The sequence below is a fragment of the Sphingopyxis solisilvae genome, from assembly GCF_015475875.1.
GTDB lineage: Bacteria > Pseudomonadota > Alphaproteobacteria > Sphingomonadales > Sphingomonadaceae > Sphingopyxis > Sphingopyxis solisilvae.
The window spans coordinates 120421-139744 of the sequence record NZ_JADKYM010000005.1 but is presented as its reverse complement, the minus strand read 5'-3'; the positions used below and the strand labels follow the sequence as shown (position 1 = coordinate 139744).

Annotated in this window: 12 protein-coding genes; 10 read left to right on the top strand and 2 right to left on the bottom strand. The window is 65.1% G+C overall.

Features of this window, described 5'->3' with window-relative positions:
- Positions 1-43: 43 nt before the first annotated feature.
- Positions 44-1531, top strand: a complete 1488-nt coding sequence (locus IR187_RS05530; protein WP_228765576.1) for a M20/M25/M40 family metallo-hydrolase — start codon at positions 44-46, stop codon at positions 1529-1531.
- Between the two features lie 27 nt (positions 1532-1558).
- On the opposite strand, the gene IR187_RS05525 is transcribed toward IR187_RS05530, so the two are convergent.
- Positions 1559-2596 carry a phytase gene (locus tag IR187_RS05525; protein ID WP_194953702.1) on the bottom strand — a complete coding sequence of 346 codons (1038 nt, stop codon included), beginning with the start codon at positions 2594-2596 and terminating at the stop codon, positions 1559-1561.
- Positions 2596-5382, bottom strand: coding sequence for a TonB-dependent receptor (locus IR187_RS05520; RefSeq protein WP_228765575.1), 2787 nt, complete (start codon positions 5380-5382; stop codon positions 2596-2598). Before IR187_RS05520 ends, IR187_RS05525 begins: the two co-directional genes overlap by 1 nt.
- A 248-nt stretch (positions 5383-5630) precedes the next feature.
- Between IR187_RS05520 and zwf the strand changes: the two genes are divergently transcribed.
- The 9 genes from zwf (at position 5631) to IR187_RS05475 (ending at position 19193) form a co-directional block, all read left to right on the top strand.
- Entirely contained in the window at positions 5631-7094 is a 1464-nt protein-coding gene (gene zwf / locus IR187_RS05515) for a glucose-6-phosphate dehydrogenase (RefSeq protein WP_194953701.1), read from the top strand.
- Between the two features lie 195 nt (positions 7095-7289).
- Entirely contained in the window at positions 7290-9134 is a 1845-nt protein-coding gene (edd, locus tag IR187_RS05510) for a phosphogluconate dehydratase (protein ID WP_194953700.1), read from the top strand.
- Positions 9135-9257: 123 nt separating this feature from the next.
- Complete coding sequence (gene eda, locus IR187_RS05505; protein ID WP_194953699.1) at positions 9258-9878, top strand: bifunctional 4-hydroxy-2-oxoglutarate aldolase/2-dehydro-3-deoxy-phosphogluconate aldolase; 621 nt, start codon at positions 9258-9260, stop codon at positions 9876-9878.
- A 177-nt stretch (positions 9879-10055) separates the two neighbouring features.
- A complete protein-coding gene (locus IR187_RS05500) occupies positions 10056-11669 on the top strand; it encodes an HAD-IB family hydrolase (protein ID WP_194953698.1) in 1614 nt (537 codons plus the stop codon).
- Between the two features lie 136 nt (positions 11670-11805).
- The gene (locus tag IR187_RS05495) at positions 11806-14121 is read left to right on the top strand and encodes a glycerol-3-phosphate 1-O-acyltransferase (protein WP_228765574.1); all 2316 of its coding nucleotides are present in this window, start codon (positions 11806-11808) and stop codon (positions 14119-14121) included.
- Between the two features lie 117 nt (positions 14122-14238).
- The gene (locus tag IR187_RS05490; protein WP_194953696.1) at positions 14239-15813 is read left to right on the top strand and encodes a wax ester/triacylglycerol synthase family O-acyltransferase; all 1575 of its coding nucleotides are present in this window, start codon (positions 14239-14241) and stop codon (positions 15811-15813) included.
- A 22-nt stretch (positions 15814-15835) separates the two neighbouring features.
- Positions 15836-17287 (top strand): DUF3336 domain-containing protein, encoded by a 1452-nt coding sequence (locus IR187_RS05485; RefSeq protein WP_194953695.1) that lies wholly within the window; start codon positions 15836-15838, stop codon positions 17285-17287.
- A 1-nt stretch (position 17288) separates the two neighbouring features.
- Complete coding sequence (locus IR187_RS05480) at positions 17289-18140, top strand: alpha/beta hydrolase (RefSeq protein ID WP_194953694.1); 852 nt, start codon at positions 17289-17291, stop codon at positions 18138-18140.
- Between the two features lie 120 nt (positions 18141-18260).
- Positions 18261-19193: an alpha/beta fold hydrolase gene (locus IR187_RS05475; RefSeq protein ID WP_194953693.1), complete on the top strand. Its 933-nt coding sequence runs from the start codon at positions 18261-18263 to the stop codon at positions 19191-19193.
- Positions 19194-19324 lie beyond the last annotated feature (131 nt).

The window sequence follows — 19324 nt, the reverse complement described above, 5'->3', positions numbered from 1 at the left end:
GTTGTCGAAACGATGGAAAGCGCTTGCGGTGGGTATGGCGGGCTTGGCTGTCTCGACAGCCGCCACGCCCGCCGCGGCGCAACCGACGATGCTCGATCCTGCGGTGCTGGAGGAATATATCGCCTTCCTGTCGCTGCCCAACGACGCCGCCAACCCCGCCGACGCGCTCGCCAACGCGCGTTTCGTCCAGGCAATGATGCATCGGCGGGGCATTGCGTCCGAACTGCTATACGATCCCGACCGAGAAGCGCCGCCCGCGGTGTTCGGTGAGGTGAAGACGCCGGGCGCAACCAAAACGATCGTCTTTTACGCCCATTATGATGGCCAGCCCGTCGTTCCCGAACGCTGGGCGCCGGGGTTGTCGCCGTTCCGCCCGGTCGCCATTTCGCGCCCGATCGAACAGGGCGGCACCGTCCTTGGTCCCTGGACGCCAGAGGCACGCTTTCCTGACGGATGGCGGCTGGCGGCGCGCAGCGCGGCCGACGACAAGGCGGGGGTGATGGTCGCGCTCAATGCCTTTCGCGACCCCGCCGGAACCGCCGCGCGGCTGGGCGTGAATGTGAAATTCTTTTTCGAGGGCGAGGAGGAAAAGGGATCGCCGAACCTTCACGCGATCCTGCACGCGCATAGCGATAAGCTGGAGAGCGATCTGTGGGTCATGGTCGACGGACCGCGGCATACCGCGGGCTATCGGGCGATGGTGCTGGGGGTGCGCGGGGTGGTTGACGTCGGCATTACCGTTTATGGGGCGAACCGGCCACTGCACGCGGGCAATTATGGCAATTGGGCGCCGAACCCGGCGCTGCAGCTCGCGGCGCTGCTCGGCAGCTTGAAGGATGCCGACGGGCGCATCCTGATCCCCGGATTCTATGACGACGCGGTTCCCGCCAGCGCCGCCGAACTGGCTGAAATTGCCAAGGCACCGTCGATGGACGCGACGCGGCAGAGCCTGGGCATCGCCCGGACGCAGGGCGGCGGAAAGCTGCACGGCGAACTGGTGCTGCTGCCCGGGATCGAAATCACCGGGCTGCGGGCGGGCGCGACCGATGCCAAGGCGGCAAACGTCATCCCGACCGAGGCCGAAGCGCGGCTCGACATGCGGCTGGTCAAGGGCGACCGCATCGACCGCCAGCTCGCGCGGCTGAAACGCTTTGTCGAGGGGCAGGGTTACCACGTCCTCGACCGCGCCCCGACGGCGGAGGAACGCTTGGCACATCCGCTGATCGCCCGCATCGTTTCAGGCTTTGGTTATGAGGCGCAGCGCACCTCGCTGGACGAACCGATGGTGATGCGCGTCAAACATCTGCTCGAACGCGTGTCGCCCGACCGGCTGGTTGTTGTCCCGTCGACCGGGGGCAGTCTGCCGCTGTCGCTGTTCGCGCACGAGCTCGGCGCGCCGATGGTCACCATCCCCGTCGTCAACGCCGACAACAACCAGCATGGCGAGAACGAGAATGTCGACCCGGCGTTCCTCGCCGAAGGCATCGCCAACATCCGCGCGATCATGGAGGACGGTTTTCCGTCCTCCTGACCGACCGGATTGCATCCATCGTTGCGGTCAGCGCGCGCTTTGCTTGTCCGCCTTTTTCAGGGCATCAAGCACCGCGCGCCAGGACACCAGCTTGAAATTCTGGGCTGCGGGCGCATTGTCGCCGTCCTGCGCCACGAACAGGCCTTGCGGATATTTCGCCCCGAAGTTTCCGAGCGCCAGCGCGATGCCGTCGGTTTCCTCGGTCGCGCCAAAGTCGCCCGCCGCGATCCGGAAACGGCCGGCGGGCGCCATATCGGGCAGGCGGTACAGCGCATAGGCATTGTCGCCCTGGCTGGAAGCGACAAGCCAGCCGCCGTTGCGGCCGCGCGGCGCAATCGCCAGCCCCTCGACGTCGGCGACCAGATGGACGCCGTCGACTGCAGCGACCAGCTTGCCCGCCGTTTGTCCCGGCTGGCGCAGGTCGAACGCCCAGATGCCGCGATCTTCCTCGCCGACATAAAGCGTCGCCGTGCGTTCGTCGACGACGCAGCCTTCGGTCTGGGTCTCCAGTGCATAGCTTCGCAAGATCGTGCCCGACGGTTCCGCACCGCCGATGTCGAGCCGGACTTGGTGGATTGCACCATGTTTCAGGACCGAAAAGGCATGGATGTCCCGCCCCGACCGCATCAGGCACACGCCATAGGCTTCGCCGGCTCCGCCCGGGGCCGAACCGGCGGGGGCCAGCTTGCCGGTCTGTCCGTCGAGCCGGTACAGCCGCAATATGGCGTTGGCCTCGTCGTTGCGATCGCTCGCGACCACCCAGATGCCGCGGCGGCCAAGGTCGATCAGATCGACATTGTTCAACCGGCCCGCCGGCTCGAAATGGCGAACCTGTCCGTCGAGCCCGTACACATAGAGTCCGGCCTTTTTGTCGGTGGCGACGATCAGGCTGGCGGCCGGTCGGCGCGCGTTGCGCCAGATCGCAGGATCGTCGGCGGCATCGTCATTGGCGGTACCAACCGGGGTCGTTTCGCCCGCGGCCGTAACCTCGACCGTTTGGGCAAGGCCCGGTGCGGCAAGGCCGATCGCGGCCAGCGCGGCGGCGACGGCAATCCCGCGGCGCATCAGAAATTCACCCGGATACCGCCGGTGTAGCGGCGACCAAAGCGTTCATATTCGATGGTATAGATCCCAAGATCGGGCGACGGAACCCCGCTCGCGCGGAGCAGATTGCCGGGATCGGAGAAGCGGCGACCCGGCTTGTTGAGCAGGTTCGACGCGTCGAAATAAAGTTCGACATGGCGGTTGATCGCATAGCGCGCCGAAAAATCCATCTCGTCATCGGCGGCCCAATAGGTGTCACCCGCATCGGTCAGGTCGTCGGCAATACCGTCCAGCCATTTCGACCGCCGCTGATACTGCAGGCGCAGCGACAGCCCGTATTTTTCGTAATAGACCCCGGCGTTGTAAACCAGGTCGGAGGTGCCGGGCAGTCGCACCTTGCGAGCCGGCACGGTGCCGATGGCGGGCTTCGTCACCTGGCTGTCGTTCACGGTGACATTGGCCGAAATGCCGAACCCGCCCATCCATTCGGGCATCCCCAGGCTGTCGGTCCAGGGTTCCAGCTGAAGCTGCGCCGCCGCCTCAAGCCCGAAAATGCGTCCGTCGCCGCCGTTGGTGATGCCGGAGAAGGCATAGCTCGACCGGTCGATCCCGCCCTCGTTGAAAACATCCGATCCAAAGGTGCGCCGCTGCGTGTACAGCACATCGTCGACCTTCTTGTAAAAGGCGCCGACCATCAGATAACCCTGCGGCCGGACATACCATTCCAGATAGGCGTCGACACCATAGGCGCGTTCGGGCTTCACCGCGGGATTGCCGCCGGAAATCGACTGGTTGGCATCGTTGATGACGACGTTGGGGCGCAGCTGGTCGTAATCGGCACGGGCGGCCCCGCTGTTGAACGACAGGCGGAATTTCTTGGTGTCGTCGACATTGTAATTCAGGTGCAGGCTGGGGAACGCCAGCGTTTGCGACGCTTCCGCGGTTACCAGCCCGGTCACCCCGGCGACCGTCGCTTCGGCGATCCCGCGATTTTTCAGATGCTCGACGCGCACACCGCCCAAAATGCTGCCCCAGTCGTAACGCACCGTGCCCATGGCAAATCCGGCAAAGACCTGTTCGCGCACGTCATAGATATTGCCGGTGTTGGGCGTGAACGCGAAATTCTGCCGCGCGGCATCGGATACCTGCCGCATTTTGGCCATGTCGAAATAGCGAAAGGTGTAACCCATCGGGATTTTGCCCAGGAACGGCCGATCGAGCGAGAATTGATTGTAATCGGTCGGGATGCCGACGCTGTTATATTGCGCCGCCGTGCTGAGCAGGATCTGGCTCTCGTCCACGGTCTTGGTCCGCTGGTCGAACTGGAATCCCAGTTTGATCGTCGCATCCCCGCCCAGCAACGGCACGTCGCGCCCGACGACCAGCCGCGCGGTATAGGCGTCGGTGGTGTCGATGGCATCCAGCACCCGCAGCGAACTGAGCGGTTTGGCGAAAGTGTCGATGGCTGTCACCGGCGTCCCGGCCTGGTACCGCGTCGGGCTGGCGAGCTGGACAGTGGTGAACAATTTCGGCGTGTTGAAGACCGGATTGGTGAAATCATAGACAAGGGTCGGCCGCAACGTCCGCGTCGACGGGCTGTCCCAGCGCGCTTCGCCGATGACCGACCGGTCGTCTTTCGACCGGGTGAAATTGCCCAGCCAGTTCAGCGACCAGCCGTCCCCGAACTTGTGCGTGCCCTCCAGCGTGTTGGTCCAGATCGACTGGCGGAATTCGCGCAGCGTCGACCGCTGGTTGATGTCGATGCCATAAACCGTGCCGGCCAGCGGCGTATTGCCGATGCAAACATCGGCGTAGCCGGTCGTCGTCGGGGTCGGATTGACCGCGGTCGGACAGGCGGCCGGGTTGGCGACCAGGTCGCCCTGCCGGTCGTCGAGGTCGAAGATATAATTGTCGCGGCCCTCGTCGTCGGTAAAGATGGTATAGATCGACCGGATCGAGATGCGATTGTCGCTGTCCGGTTCCCAGTCGATGCGGCCGCTGGCGGAATAATTTTTGCGCGTCAGGCGATACAGCTTGTTTTCGGTTTCGCGCGCCCAGAACCGGGTTTCGTTGCCGGGACGCTGGTCCTGGCTCACCCGTTCCCAGTCGATCTCGAAATTGTCGGTGACCATGCGGCGGTTGTAATAGCTGCCCGACAGCAACACCCCGATTTCACCGTCGCCGGCACGAAAGCGGTTCGACAGGACCAGCGACGCCTCGTACTCGCGGCCGTTGCCCAGCTCGGCGTCGCCGTACCCGGCCTTTCCGGCGGCATGCAGCCCGCTGTAGTCAAAGGCCGATCGGGTTACGATGTTGACGTTGCCCGACACCGTCTCGCCCGGCATTTCGGGGGTCACGGCTTTGGACACAATGATCTTCGACGCGATGGCCGACGGGATCGAATCGAAGCGGGCGTCGCGGCCTTCGGGGCTGACGACGGTGACCCCGTCGAACGACAAGGTCGTCCAGTAATTGGGGGCGCCGCGCAGCGAAATATAGCGCGCCTGGCCCTGGTCGCGCTCGACCGCGACGCCGGGCAGGCGGCCGGTGGCCTGCGCGATATTCTGGTCGGGCAGGCGACCGACCGAGTCGGACGCCGCGACGGTAACCAGCGAATCCGAATTTTTCTGGATGTCGAGCGCCGCGGCTTCCGACTCGGCGATCGGGCGGCTGCCGCTCACCACGATTTCCGGTGCGTCATCGACTTCGGCCAACTCCGCGGCTTGCGCCGCAACCGGCAAGGAAAACAGCGCGATGGTCAGCGCGATCGCCGATACCGGCGACGCTTCGAAAGGTTTCTTTGACAAGACATGGCCCCCTAGGAACAGGATCGTTCGCAGGTGCCCCTAGTCAGCCTATGTTGCAGTGCAGCGCCGTTATCATGTCCGGTCCATGATAGTTCCGTGACGCTTTAGCGTCATCTTCGCCGTCCCCGCCGACAATATGTCGATGTTATATGGGCTTGACCGTTTGCCGTCGCCGACAGGCTACGTATGCGCGTTGCAATCGTTGCTCCGCTCCGCCATTTCGGCGGTGGATATCCAAGGGGACTGGCGTGAGCGTGAAGGTCGAAACTTTGCTGTTGTTCGGCGCGACGGGCGACCTCGCGCAGCGGATGCTGTTTCCCTCGCTCTACAATCTTCACGTCGATGGCCTGCTCGCGGACGCGCTGACCATCGTGGCATCGGGGCGCTCCGCGATGGACCGCGCCGCCGCGCACCGGTTGGTGCGGCAGGCGCTCGCCGACCATCTGCCCGCCGACCGGCTCGACGATGCCTCGATCGCAAGCTTCCTCGACCGCATCGACTATTGCCCAGTCGACGCCGGGGCGGGGACCGGTTATGATGCGCTGGCGGCCTTGCTTGGCGAGCGGATGCGGCGCCCGATCGGCGCCTATCTCTCGACCCCGCCGTCGATGTTCGGCCCTATCGCGCAGGGGCTGAAGGCCGCGGGCATCGCTTGCGCCGAATGCCGCATCGCGATGGAAAAGCCGATCGGCCACGATCTCGCTTCGTCGCGCGAGGTCAACGCGCAGGTCGGCGACGCCTTTGCCGAGGACCGCGTCTTCCGCATCGACCATTATCTCGGCAAGGAAACGGTGCAGAACCTGCTCGCGCTGCGCTTTGCCAATATGTTGTTCGAGCCGCTGTGGAACGCGCAGGCGATCGACCATGTCCAGATCACCGTCGCCGAAACCGTCGGGCTGGAGGGCCGGGTTTCCTATTATGACGGGGTCGGCGCGCTCAAGGATATGGTGCAGAACCATATGCTGCAATTGCTCGCGATCATCGCGATGGAGCCGCCCGCCAGCGTCAGCGCCACCGCGGTGCGCGACGAAAAGGTCAAGCTGCTGCGCAGCTTGCGCAAGCTGACCGCCGACGATGTGAAGGCGCACAGCGTGAAGGGCCAGTACAGCAGCGGCGCGGTCAACGGCGCCGCGGTTGCGGGCTATGCCGACGAGCTTGGCCAGCCGTCGAACACCGAAACCTTCGTCGCGATCAAAGCCTTCATCGACAACTGGCGCTGGAAGGGCGTGCCCTTTTACCTGCGCACCGGCAAACGGATGCCCGAACGCAAGTCGGAGGTACTGATCCAGTTCAAGCCGGTACCGCACAACATCTTCGCGCGCGTCGGCGCGGGCAAGCTCGACGCCAATATGATGATCATCAACCTCCAGCCCGAAGAGAATATCCGGGTCAAGGTGATGGCGAAACAGCCCGGCCTCGACCGCGACGGCGTAAAGCTGAAAGAAGTGACGATGGACGTGTCGCTCTCGCACAGTTTTGCCGGCGAGCGGCGGCGGATCGCCTATGAACGCCTGCTGCTCGATTTCATCGAGGGCGACCAGACGCTGTTCGTGCGGCGCGACGAGGTCGAGGCGCAGTGGCAATGGATCGATTCGATCCGCGACGCCTGGGCCGCGGTCGACATGGCGCCGCAGACCTACACCGCGGGCAGCTGGGGGCCGAGTTCGGCGATCGCGCTGATCGAACGCGACGGGGCGAGCTGGCATGATTGAGCGCACCCCAGACCTTCTCCCGTCGGGAGAAGGATACGCAGCCTTACCGCTGCAAGCGGTTAGGCGGAGTTGGATGAGGGGATCTGCCGTCCCGTGTCCACGCGCCGCCCGAACCCCTCACCCAGCTTCGACTAGCCAGCAAGCTGGCAAGTCTGCGCAACCCTCTCCCAATGGGAGAGGGGATTGGACGATCCCATGACCCCCCTCCACCCCACCATCGCCGCCGTCACCGACCGCATTATCCAGCGCAGCGCTCCGCGCCGCGCCGCCTACCTCGACCTCATGGACCGCCAGCGCGAAGCGGGCACCAACCGCGGCAACCTTTCCTGCGGCAACCTCGCGCACGGCTTTGCGGCGGCGGGCGATGACAAGCCCGCCATCCGCACCGGCGGGGCGATGAACATCGGCATCGTCACCAGCTACAACGACATGCTCTCGGCGCATCAGCCCTATGGCCGCTATCCCGAACAGATCAAATTGTTCGCGCGCGAAGTCGGTGCCACCGCGCAGGTCGCGGGCGGCGTCCCCGCGATGTGCGACGGGGTGACACAGGGGCAGGCGGGCATGGACCTGTCCCTGTTCAGCCGCGACAATATCGCGCAGGGCACCGCGATCGCGCTCAGTCACGCGATGTTCGAGAGCGTGTTGCTGCTCGGCATCTGCGACAAGATCGTCCCCGGCCTGCTGATCGGCGCGCTGCGTTTCGGCCATCTGCCGCAAATCCTGATCCCCGCCGGGCCGATGCCCTCGGGCCTCGCGAACAAGGAAAAACAGCGCGTCCGCCAGCTTTATGCCGAGGGCAAGGCGACCCGCGACGAACTGCTCGACGCCGAAGCGGCGAGCTATCATGGCGCAGGCACCTGCACCTTTTACGGCACCGCGAACAGCAACCAGATGATGATGGAGCTGATGGGGCTGCACATCCCCGGCAGCGCTTTCACCAACCCCGGCACCAAGCTGCGCCAGGAGCTGACCCGCGCCGCGACGCACCGCGTCGCGCAGATCGGCTGGGACGGTGACGATTATCGCCCGCTGGCGCGCTGCGTTGACGAGAAAGCGATCGTCAACGCCGCGATCGGCCTGCTCGCGACCGGCGGCTCGACCAACCACGCGATCCACTTGCCCGCGATCGCGCGCGCGGCGGGCATCATTATCGATTGGCAGGATTTCGACGAGCTCAGCCACGCGGTGCCGCTGCTCGCGCGGGTTTATCCGAACGGCGCGGGCGACGTGAACAATTTCCATGCCGCGGGCGGCATCGGCTATGTCGTGCGCGAACTGCTCGGTGCCGGGTTGCTGCACGGTGACGTGCTGACAGTCGGTGGCACGATGGCCGATTATGCCAGCGAGCCGGTGCTCGTCGAGGACGCGCTGCAATGGCAGGCCGCGCCCGCGACAAGCCGCGACGACACCATGCTGCGCCCCGTCGCCGCGCCTTTCTCCCCCGACGGCGGCATGCGCCTGCTCGCGGGCAATTTGGGCCGCGCGATCATCAAGACCAGCGCGGTCGCCGAAGATCGCTGGACGATCGAGGCGCCGTGCCGGATCTTCGACAATCAGGATGCGGTGCTGGCGGCGTTCAAGGCCGGCGAACTCGAACAGGACGTCATCGTCGTCGTCCGCTTTCAGGGGCCGCGCGCCAATGGCATGCCCGAACTGCACAAGCTGACCCCCGCGCTCGGCGTGTTGCAGGACCGCGGCTTTCGCGTCGCGCTGCTCACCGATGGCCGCATGTCGGGCGCCAGCGGCAAGGTGCCCGCGGTGATCCACCTGTCGCCCGAAGCCTTGCCCGGCCCCGACGGGGTCAGCGGCCCGCTCGCTTTTCTCACCGACGGTGACGTCGTCCGCGTCTGCGCGCGGCGGGGCGAGGTACTCGCCCTCGTCGATCCCGCGATCTGGGCCGCACGCTCGCCCGCCGTCGCCCCGCCGCCTGCGCTCGGGGTGGGCCGTGAGCTGTTCGCCCTGTTCCGCCACCACGCCGACGAAGCCGAAAAGGGCGGGTCGGCGGTACTGGCGGCGATGGAAATGATTACGGGCTAACCCCTCATCCGTTCGTGCTGAGCTTGTCGAAGCACCGTCCTTTTCTTGGCGACGCTTGAAAGAAAGAACGGCCCTTCGACAAGCTCAGGGCGAACGGAATTTTGGATTTCGAACGGAGTTTTTATGACCGACAAAAGCATCGACCAGATCATGCGCCTTGCCCCCGTCATCCCGGTGATCGTTATCGATCGGGTCGAGGACGCCGTGCCGATGGCCGAGGCGCTCGTCGCGGGCGGGCTGACGGTGCTCGAAGTCACCCTGCGCACCCCCGCCGCACTCGACGCGATCACCGCGATGAAAGCCGTGAAAGGCGCGATCGTCGGCGCGGGGACGGTGCTCGACCCCGGGATGCTCAGCGCCGCGATCCACGCGGGTGCCGAATTCATCGTCTCGCCGGGTCTCACCGACCATCTTGGCAAGGCCGCTGTCGCCAGCGGGATTCCCTTCCTGCCCGGCATCGCCCACGCCGGCGACATCATGCGCGGCATGGACCTCGGCCTCGACCGTTTCAAATTCTTCCCTGCGGCGACGAGCGGCGGCATTCCGGCGCTCAAGGCGCTCGCCGGGCCGTTCGGGCAAGCGCGCTTCTGCCCCACCGGCGGCATCAGCCTCGCAACCGCACCCGACTGGCTCGCGCTTGAAGCCGTGCTGTGCGTCGGCGGCAGCTGGGTCGTCCCGTCGGGGCCGCTCGATCCGGCGCGGGTTGAGACGCTGGCGCGCGAGGCCGCGGCTCTCACTCCCTGATCGTCATCCCGGCGAAGGCCGGGATCTCACCCTATCGCTATTGCGCGCCGGCGAGACCCCGGCCTTCGCCGGGGTGACGAAGAATGAGGCAGGGCGCCGCACTTTCGCGCCATTGATAAACGCCATCTTTACTGCCATCGTGCAGGGAAAGGCGGCAATATAGCCGCTGGTGGGGAGATGCGCGTGCCAAGACCGCAGCCGCATTTGGAAGAAGTACTCGCGTCCGAGCCCGGATCGCATATCGCCGCATTGTTCGATTTCGACGGCACCATCATTTCGGGCTACTCCGCGACCGCGATGCTGCGCGAGAAATTCCAGCGCCGCGAAATGTCGATGGAGGAAATCGCCGAGACCGCGCAGGTCATCGCGCAGCACAGCCTCGGCACCATCGGCTTTTCCGGCCTGATGTCGGGCGCCGCCAAATTCATGAAGGGTGTCGACGAGCAAAGCTTCATCGAATTCGGCGAAGAGCTCTACAAAAAGCATATCGCGCGCAAGATCTACCCCGAAACCCGCGCGATCATCGAGGCGCATCAGGCGAAGGGCCACCGCGTCGCGATCATCTCGTCGGCGACGATCTATCAGATCGAACCGACCGCGCGCGACCTGGGCATCACCGACATCAAATGCTCGGCCTATGAGATCGAGGACGGCGTGTTCACCGGCGACATCATCCGCCCGCTCTGCTTCGGCGAGGGCAAGGTGCTCGCCGCCGAGGAGTTAGCGGCAGAGTACGGCCTCGACCTCGATCAGAGCTTTTTCTATTCGGACAGCGACGACGATATCGAACTGCTCGAACGCGTCGGCAAACCGCGCCCGCTCAACCCTAACCTGAAACTCAAGGCCATTGCCGAGGAAAATGGCTGGCCGGTGCAGCGTTTCGGCAGCCGCGGCACGCCAAGCTGGGTCGATTACACCCGCACCATCTACGCGACCGGCTCGCTCGTCGGCGCCTTTGCCGCGGGGCTGCCGATCTGGGCGCTGACCCGCTCGCAGCGCGAGGCGGCGAATTTCTCGATCGGCCTGTTCGGCGATTTCGCGACCGCGATCACCGGCGTCGAGCTGGAGGTCGAGGATGAAAAGAACCTGTGGTCCTCGCGCCCCTGCGTCTTCATCTTCAACCATCAGAGCAAGGCCGATGTGATGATCCTTGCCAAGCTCATCCGCCGCGACATGGGCGGGGTGGGCAAGAAGGAAATCAAGAATATCCCCATCCTGGGGAAACTGATGGAATGGGGCGGCACCGTCTTCGTCGACCGCGCCGACGGCAAGAGCGCGATCAAGGCGATGGAGCCACTGGTCGATGCGATCAAGATTGAAGGCAAGTCGATCTGCATCTCGCCCGAAGGCACGCGCAGCCTGACCCCGAAGCTCGAACCGTTCAAAAAGGGCGCGTTCCATCTGGCGATGCAGGCCGGGGTGCCGATCGTCCCGATCGTCATTCATAACGCCACCGATGTCGCGCCGAAGAACGAATTTGTGATGCGCCCCGCGACGGTGCGCGTCACCGTGTTGCCGCCGGTCGATACGTCGGGGTGGACGCCGCGGACGATCAACAACCACGTCCGCGACGTCCGCAACATGTTCCTGCGTACCCTCGGGCAGCCCGAGGAGAGCGTCGCGGATTCGGTGGCGAAGGAGCCCGCGCCGGAGGTTGCTGCCCCCGAGGTGAAGGCCGAAAAAGCCAAGCCGAAAAAAACGGCGGTGAAGAAACCTGCGGCCAAGAAAAAGGCAGCGCCGACAAAGGCGCCCGCCAAGAAAGCCTCCCCGCGAAAGGGAAGGGCGGCCTAGCGCATGTCTCACTTCGTCATTGCGAGCGAAGCGAAGCAATCCAGAGCGGCTTGCTACACACTGGATTGCTTCGCTTCGCTCGCAATGACGGAGGCAGGGTAAAGGCATGGCCGACGGCACGCCCCGCCCGCCCATCATGACGGACGCCGCCGCCGACCGGCTCTATATCATCGACGCGCGCAACGGGGTCGAACGCCAGCTCTTGCTCGACTGGGTCCACGCCACCGCTGGCGACAACGACCCCCAATGGGCCAGTCTTGCGATCGAGGATGACGATCACGCCCTCCCGCTCGAAACACTCCGCGCGCGCCTCGACGGATCGCCGTCACGTCAAGTCGTGCCGCTGCGCGTCGCGTGGCGCATTCCGGGCTTTGACAAGGACCGCGCGCTCAAATTCCGCCATATCCTGTTCGGCGACCCGCGCCACCCCGGCTCGCTGCGCGCGCGGCTGATCCTGCTCCGCGACCGTCGCCGCGCGCAGATATTGGTCGGCGAGGCGGCGACGCTCGCTGCGCTGCGCGACCGCTTCACCGCGCAGACCGGCGGCGGCGATGGCGCGGGCTGCGACAGCGCCGAATTCGCCGCCTTCGTCGCGCGGCAGGCGTCGCTCGCGCTCGACGTCGCCGAGCGCGGCATCCGGGGAACAAGGTACAAGGTGCCGCGCTTCGTCGCCGATGGCCTGCGTACCAGCCCGAAATTCCGCGCCGCGCTCGCCGACCTCGCCGAGCAGACGGGGCGCCCGGTCGCCGAGCTGTTCCGTGAAGCGCGGCCCTTGATGAAAGAGGTCATCGCGCGACCGAGCGCGCTGTTCCTTGATCTCCGCGCCCGGCTCGACCGCATGATGTTCGGCGGCTACGCGCCCGAGATGGAGGTCGACGCCGCCGAACTCGCACGGCTGCGCGCCATCCTGCGCGAACATCCGACTGCGATCCTGTTCACCCATAAAACCTACATCGACGGCGCGACCCCCAGCCGCCTCACTTACGAAAACGACATGCCGATGCTGCACAGCTTCGGCGGCGCGAACCTCGACTTCGCGATCATGGGCGAATTTTTCCGCCGCTCGGGGATGATCTTCATCCGCCGCAGCTTTCAGGACCAACTGGTCTATAAGCTCGTGCTGCGCCACTATATCGCCTGGCTGCTCGCCAAGCGCTTCCCCTTGAGCTGGGCGTTCGAGGGCACCCGCTCGCGCCTCGGCAAGCTGATGCCGCCCAAATATGGCCTGATGAAATATGTTCTCGACGCCGCGCATGCGACGGGGACGCGTGGGGTCCATTTTGTTCCCTTCGTCACCAGTTTCGACCTGATCCGTGACGTCGAGGAATATGCCGCCGAACAGACCGGGCGTAGCAAAAAGCCCGAAAGCCTGTCATGGTTCATCGGCTATATGAAGAGCCTGAAGGAACCCTCGGGCCGCATCCGGCTCGACATCGGCAACCCGGTGGTCATCGATACCGCCCCCGGCCCCGACGACAAGCGCGCGCTGGAACGCATCGCCTTCGCGGTCGCGGTCGAGGCGAACCGCGTCACCCCGCTCACCGTCACCTCGGTGATGTGCCTGATCCTGCTCGGCATGGCGCCGCGCGGCGCGACCTCGGCCGAACTGCTCGGCGCGATCGGCGCGCTCAAGGATTGGGCGCGTGCGCGCGGCATCCGGATCAGCAGCGACCTCGAAAGCGGCGACGATGCGGCTTTGTCCGCCACCGTTGACACCCTCGTCACCAGCGGCTTGCTCACCCGCTACGAGGCAGGCAGCGAAAATATCTATTCGATCGACCCCGCCAAACATCCGATGGCGAGCTATTATCGCAACATCATCGCGCATCATTTCCTCGACCGCGCGATGATCGAACTCGCGCTGTTCGAACTGCGCGACGCCGACAGCGGCGACGCGACCGCAGCCTTCTGGGACAAGATCGATCGCCTCCGCGACCTGTTCAAATTCGAATTCTTCTACCCGCCGCGCGACGAACATATGGCCGCGCTGCGCGCCGAGCTCGAACGCATCGATCCGGTATGGGACCGCCGCCTCGCCAGCGGCGACCGCGGCATCGCGCAACTGCTCCGCCGCTGCCAGCCCGTCGTCGGCCACGCGATCCTGCTGCCCTTTGCAGAGGCCTATTCGGTCGTCGCCGACCTGCTTGCCCGCGCAAAACCGGGAGACCCGGTCGATGACAAGGCGCTGCTGGACGCCGCGCTGACCGAAGGCAAGCAGGCGTATCTGCTCCGCCGGATCAGCAGCGAGTCGGCGATCGGCAAGTTGCTGTTCGCCAACGGCCTGTCGCTGATGCGCCATATGGGGCTGGCCGAAGAAGCGACCCCCGACGTCCTCGCTGCGCGCCGCGCGCTGCTGGCGGAACTGCGCGGGCTGGCGAACGTGATGGAAACGATGCGGCTGTCGACGGTGGCGCTGGCGGATCGGTTGCCGGGGGCGGGGGAGCAGCAATGACTTGCCCGCTTCCGTCATTGCGAGGAGCCGAAGGCGACGCGGCAATCCAGAGTCGCGTAAACCGCCCTGGATTGCTTCGCTTCGCTCGCAATGACGATGTCTGTAAAGGAACCTAACATGCTAAAACAGCTCAGCGCACAGGACGCCCAGTTCCTCTACACCCAGACCGCGAACAATCTGACCCACATCATGGGGGTCTATATCTACGACCCCTCGACCGCGCCCGGCGGTTTCGTGCGGTTCAAGGACATCATCCGCCACGTCGAAAGCCGCGTCCACACCTCGCCTTTGTTCAAGCGCCGCCTCCACCGCCTGCCGTTCGACATGGACCATCCCTATTGGGTCGAGGACGAGCATTTCGATATCGAGGCGCATATGAGTCATGCGCGCCTGCCCGAACCCGGCGACTGGCGGCAGTTCTGCATCGCGGTGGCGCGCTATTTTTCCAAACCGATGGATATGAACCGCCCGCTGTGGGACATTTACATCATCGAGGGGCTCGACCGCATCCCGGGCATTCCCAAGGGCAGCTTCGCGATGCTCCACCGCGTCCACCACGCCGCGGTCGACGGCGCTTCGGGCGCGCACGCCTTCATCGCGATGAGCGACATCGACGCCAACGGCACGCCCGCGATTGCCGAACCGCCGCCAGTCGAGGACCTGGGCGATCCGCCGTCGAGCGCCGAAGCGCTGTCGCGCGCCTGGTCGGCGTCGATGCAGTCGCCGGTCAAATTCATGAACGCGCTCATGAAGATGTCGCCCGCGATCCTCTCTTCGGCGCGCAAGGCGATCGAGGGCGGGATGACCGCGGGGGTTCCCGAAACGCGCTTCAACGTCCCCGTCGGGCCGCACAAGATGTTCGACGGGACGTCGGTGGCGCTCGCCGATGTTGCGCTGGTCCGCAAAAAGGTACCGGGCGCGACGGTCAACGACGTCGTGCTGACCACGGTCGGCGGCGCGCTGCGCAAATATCTGGCGAAGCATAAAGAACTGCCAAAGGACAGCTTGGTCGCCGTCGCGCCGATCAACCGCCGCGGCAAGGACAAGGGCGCCGACAAGGCCTCGACCCCCGGCAATCAGGTCTCGGCCATGAGCGTCCCGGTGCGCAGCGACATCGCCGATCCGCTCGCGCGCCTCGCCGCGATCCGCGACTATACGGTCGAGGCGAAGGAAGCCAAAGCAGGCGTCAGCGCGCGGATCATGACCGACCTGTCGCAGCATATCCCCGGTGCCACGATGGCCGCGGTCGCGCGGCTGGTGACCAGCGAACGCTTCGCGGTGCGCGGCACGAATCTCTTCATCTCGAACGTGCCGGGCGCGCAGGTGCCGCTCTATCTCGCGGGCGCGCAGCTCGTGATGCAGCACGGCATGGCGCCGCTCGCGAACAATATGGGGCTGTTCGTCGCGACCCCCAGCTACAACGGCCGCATCGCCTTTTCGATCATCTGCGAACGCGCGATCATGCCCGACATCGCCTTTTTCCGCGAATGTATCGAGGAAAGTTTCGCCGACCTGATGGCCGCGACGCCGAAGCCCGAGAAGCCGAAAGCCGCTACGGCAACGCCGAAACCGGTGGCGAAAGCGGCGCCCAAGCCCAAGGCGAAGCCGAAAGCCGTCCCGAAACCTGCCGCCAAACCCCGGGCGAAACCGGTTGCCAAAGGCAACGCAACCGGCAAGACTCGCAAAAAATAACCATGTTCTGCAGGACGACTAGATGCTTCTCACCCCGACGCTCAGCGCCGACCGCGATCTCGTGACCGCGTCCGATTACACCGCCTGGGCCAAGGCCGCGCGCGAACATGACCGCAAATCGGGGCTGCAAGCGTGGCGCGACGCCGACGAAAGCAAGCATTTCGATTACAAGGCGATCCGCACCCGGCTCGAAAAATTGCGCAAGCTGTCGGCGGCGGGCGACGTCAAGGGGCTGCTGTTCGTCCTCAACGAAGGCATCCACGGCAATATCGACGGCATGGGCCACGAACGCCTGTATCAAAAAGCGCGCTTCGGCACCAAAAAGCTCATCGAGGATTATGTCGCCGAGGTCGTCGCATCCTTGAACAAGATCGCAGCGTCGCGCAGTATCCCGCGCGAAGAGAAGCGCGACTTCTTCCGCCGCGCCCAGCATTGCTACGGCCGCTCGGCGCTATTGCTCTCGGGCTCGGGCAGCTTCCTGTTTTTCCACATCGGCGTCGTCAAGGCTTTGTGGTCCGAAGGCGTGCTCCCCGCGATCATGTCGGGCGCCAGCGGCGGATCGATCGTCGCCGCGGTTGTCTGCACCCGCAAGGACAGCGAGATCGGCGCGCTCCTCGAAAGCGAGCGTCTCGCCAACCCCGCGCGTGATCCGAAACAAAAGCGGTTGGCATCGGACGAAGTGCGCGACCGGCTCGCCGACCTGATCCCCGACCTGACCTTTCAGGAAGCCTATGAGATCAGCGGCCGCCACCTCAACGTCTCGGTCGCGCCCGCCGAAAAGCATCAGAACGGCCGCCTGCTGAACGCGATCACCGCGCCCAATGTGCTGATCCGCGAGGCGGTGCTGGCGTCGTGCGCGGTCCCCGGCGTGTTCCCGCCGGTGATGCTGATGGCACGCGACGACAGCGGTGCGCGCGTTCCCTATCAGCCCGACCGGCGCTGGGTCGACGGATCGGTGACCCACGACATCCCGACCAAGCGGCTCGAACGCCTCTATGGCGTGAACCACCATATCGTCAGCCAGGCGAACCCGATCGCGCTGCCCTTCGCCACCGACACGCGCAAGCAGATGGCGCCGATCGAGGCCATTCAACATGCGTCGATGGCGACCTTCAAGGCGTGGCTGAACGCCAATATGATCATTTTCCAGAAACCGCTCGAATGGGTGCCGCCGCTCAACAGCATCGCGAATATGGCGCGCTCGGTGATCAATCAGGAATATACCGGCGACATCAACATCATCCGCCCGCCGAAATTCTGGTCGCCGACCAAGATCCTGTCCGATCTGGGGCAGGACGACATCGACGAACTGATCGATACCGGCGAGCGCACCGCCTGGCCCAAGGTCGAAATGGTGCGCACCCAGACCGCGATCAGCCGCGCGCTCGAAGGCATTTTGGCGCGCATCGACCGTGCGGGCGACGACGGCCCCGGCCACCGCAGCACCGCCGCGCTGAAGAAGGCTGTGCGCTAACATGGCGGCGGGTACGATCCAGCTGCCCGCCGAGTCCGCCGGCGCCGGGGCAAGGCTCCCCGTCACCCAATGGCTTCCCGCAGGCTCGCCCAAGGCCGTCGTGTTGCTCGCGCACGGCTATGCCGAACACGCCGGTCGATACGCACATGTTGCTAAACGGCTGACCGACGCGGGCTATGCCGTCTATGCGATCGACCATTGGGGCCATGGTCTGTCCGACGGCGAGGGCGGTTTTGTCCCGCGCTTCTCGGCCTTCACCGACGGTATGGCGGAGCTGCTGACCCTGGTCGAGGTCAACCAGGGCACCACCCCGCGGCTACTGCTCGGCCACAGCATGGGCGGGCTGATCTCGACCTTGTTCCTGATCGAGCGCCAGCAGGCGTTCGCCGCCGCCGCGCTCTCCGGCCCCGCAATCGTCCCCGCCGCGCCGCCGTCGCGCTTCACCGTCTGGATCAGCCGCTTCCTGTCGCGCTTCTTCCCGCGCCTCGGCGTGCTATCGCTCGACCCCAACGGCGTCAGCCGCGATCCCGCGGTGGTCGCCGCCTATCTCGCCGACCCGCTCGTTTACACCGGCAAGATCGGCGCGCGGCTGGGCAAGGAGTTCATGGACGCGATGGCCGCGGCGCAGGCGGGCGCGCCACAGATCACGCTGCCGATCCTGTTCCAGCATGGCAGCGCCGACAGCCTCGCGTCGGTGGCGGGTTCGCAATATCTGTTCGAGAATGTCGGATCGACCGACAAGACGCTCAAAATCTATCCTGGCCTGTTCCACGAAATTTACAACGAGCCGGAACAAGATGCGGTGCTGGGTGATTTGATCGCCTGGTTCGACGCGCATGTGCCGAAATCCTGAACCAAGTTTAAATGCCGTTCGTGTCGAGCGAAGTCGAGACACGCCGCAAGGTAGCGCCAAGCCGATGGGCATCTCGACTTCGCTCGATGCGAACGGAAAGTGGGAATCGAGTTCCAGACCATGAAAATCCTCCTCATCCTCCTCTTCGCCCCGCTGATCGCGCTGGCGCTGCTATATTTCGTCTTCCCCGGCCGCCTCGTCGCACTCGGGCGCGCGCTGCTGCGGCGGCGCGGCGGGATGTTGCAGAAAAGCGTCACAGTCGATGGCCGCAACTGGCCCTATCTGGAGGGCGGCGACCCCGCGAAACCCTTGCTCCTGCTCGTCCACGGCTTTGCCGGAGACAAGGATAATTGGTCGATGATCGCGCCGTATCTGACCCGCGACTATCATGTCATCGCCCCCGACCTGCCCGGCTTCGGCGAGAATGAGCGCAACCCCGATCTCGCCTATGACCTCGGCGCGCAGACCGCGCGACTCAAGCAATTCGCCGACACGCTCGGCCTTCACCGCCCGCATGTCGGCGGCAACAGCATGGGCGGCTGGATCGCGCTGCGCTACGCGATCGACTATCCCGATGCGCTCGCCAGCCTGATCCTGCTCAACAACGCCGGGGTCAATGGCGCAAACGAAAGCGACCTTCAGAAACAGGCTGCCGACGAGACCTACAATCCGCTCGTCCTCGCCAGCCTCGATGACGCCGACCGGCTGGTCGGCATGGTCGTCCACAAACCGCCCTATATCCCGGCGCGGCTGAAGCCCGTTCTCTACGCCGACGCACTCAAATATCGCGACCAGCTCGACGGCATCTTTTGGGTCATCGCCAACGAAGGCCGCGACTTTCCGCTCAACGACCGGCTCGGCGAGGTCAAGGCGCCGACGCTGATCATCTGGGGCCGCCACGACCGCCTGCTCGACGTCAGCTGCGTCCCGGTGCTCGAAGCGGGCATCGCTGGCAGCCGGAGCCATATCTTCGAACATGTCGGCCATGTCCCGATGATCGAGGATCCAAAAGCAACGGCGGCGGTGATGAAGGATTTTCTGGCCAAGCTGTAAATCCTCCCTGTCGCGCAGCGATGGGGAGGGGGACCGTCCGCGAAGCGGATGGTGGAGGGGCATTGCAACGGCAGCGTCAATGCCCCTCCGTCAGCGCTTCGCGCTGCCACCTCCCCATCGCTGCGCGACAG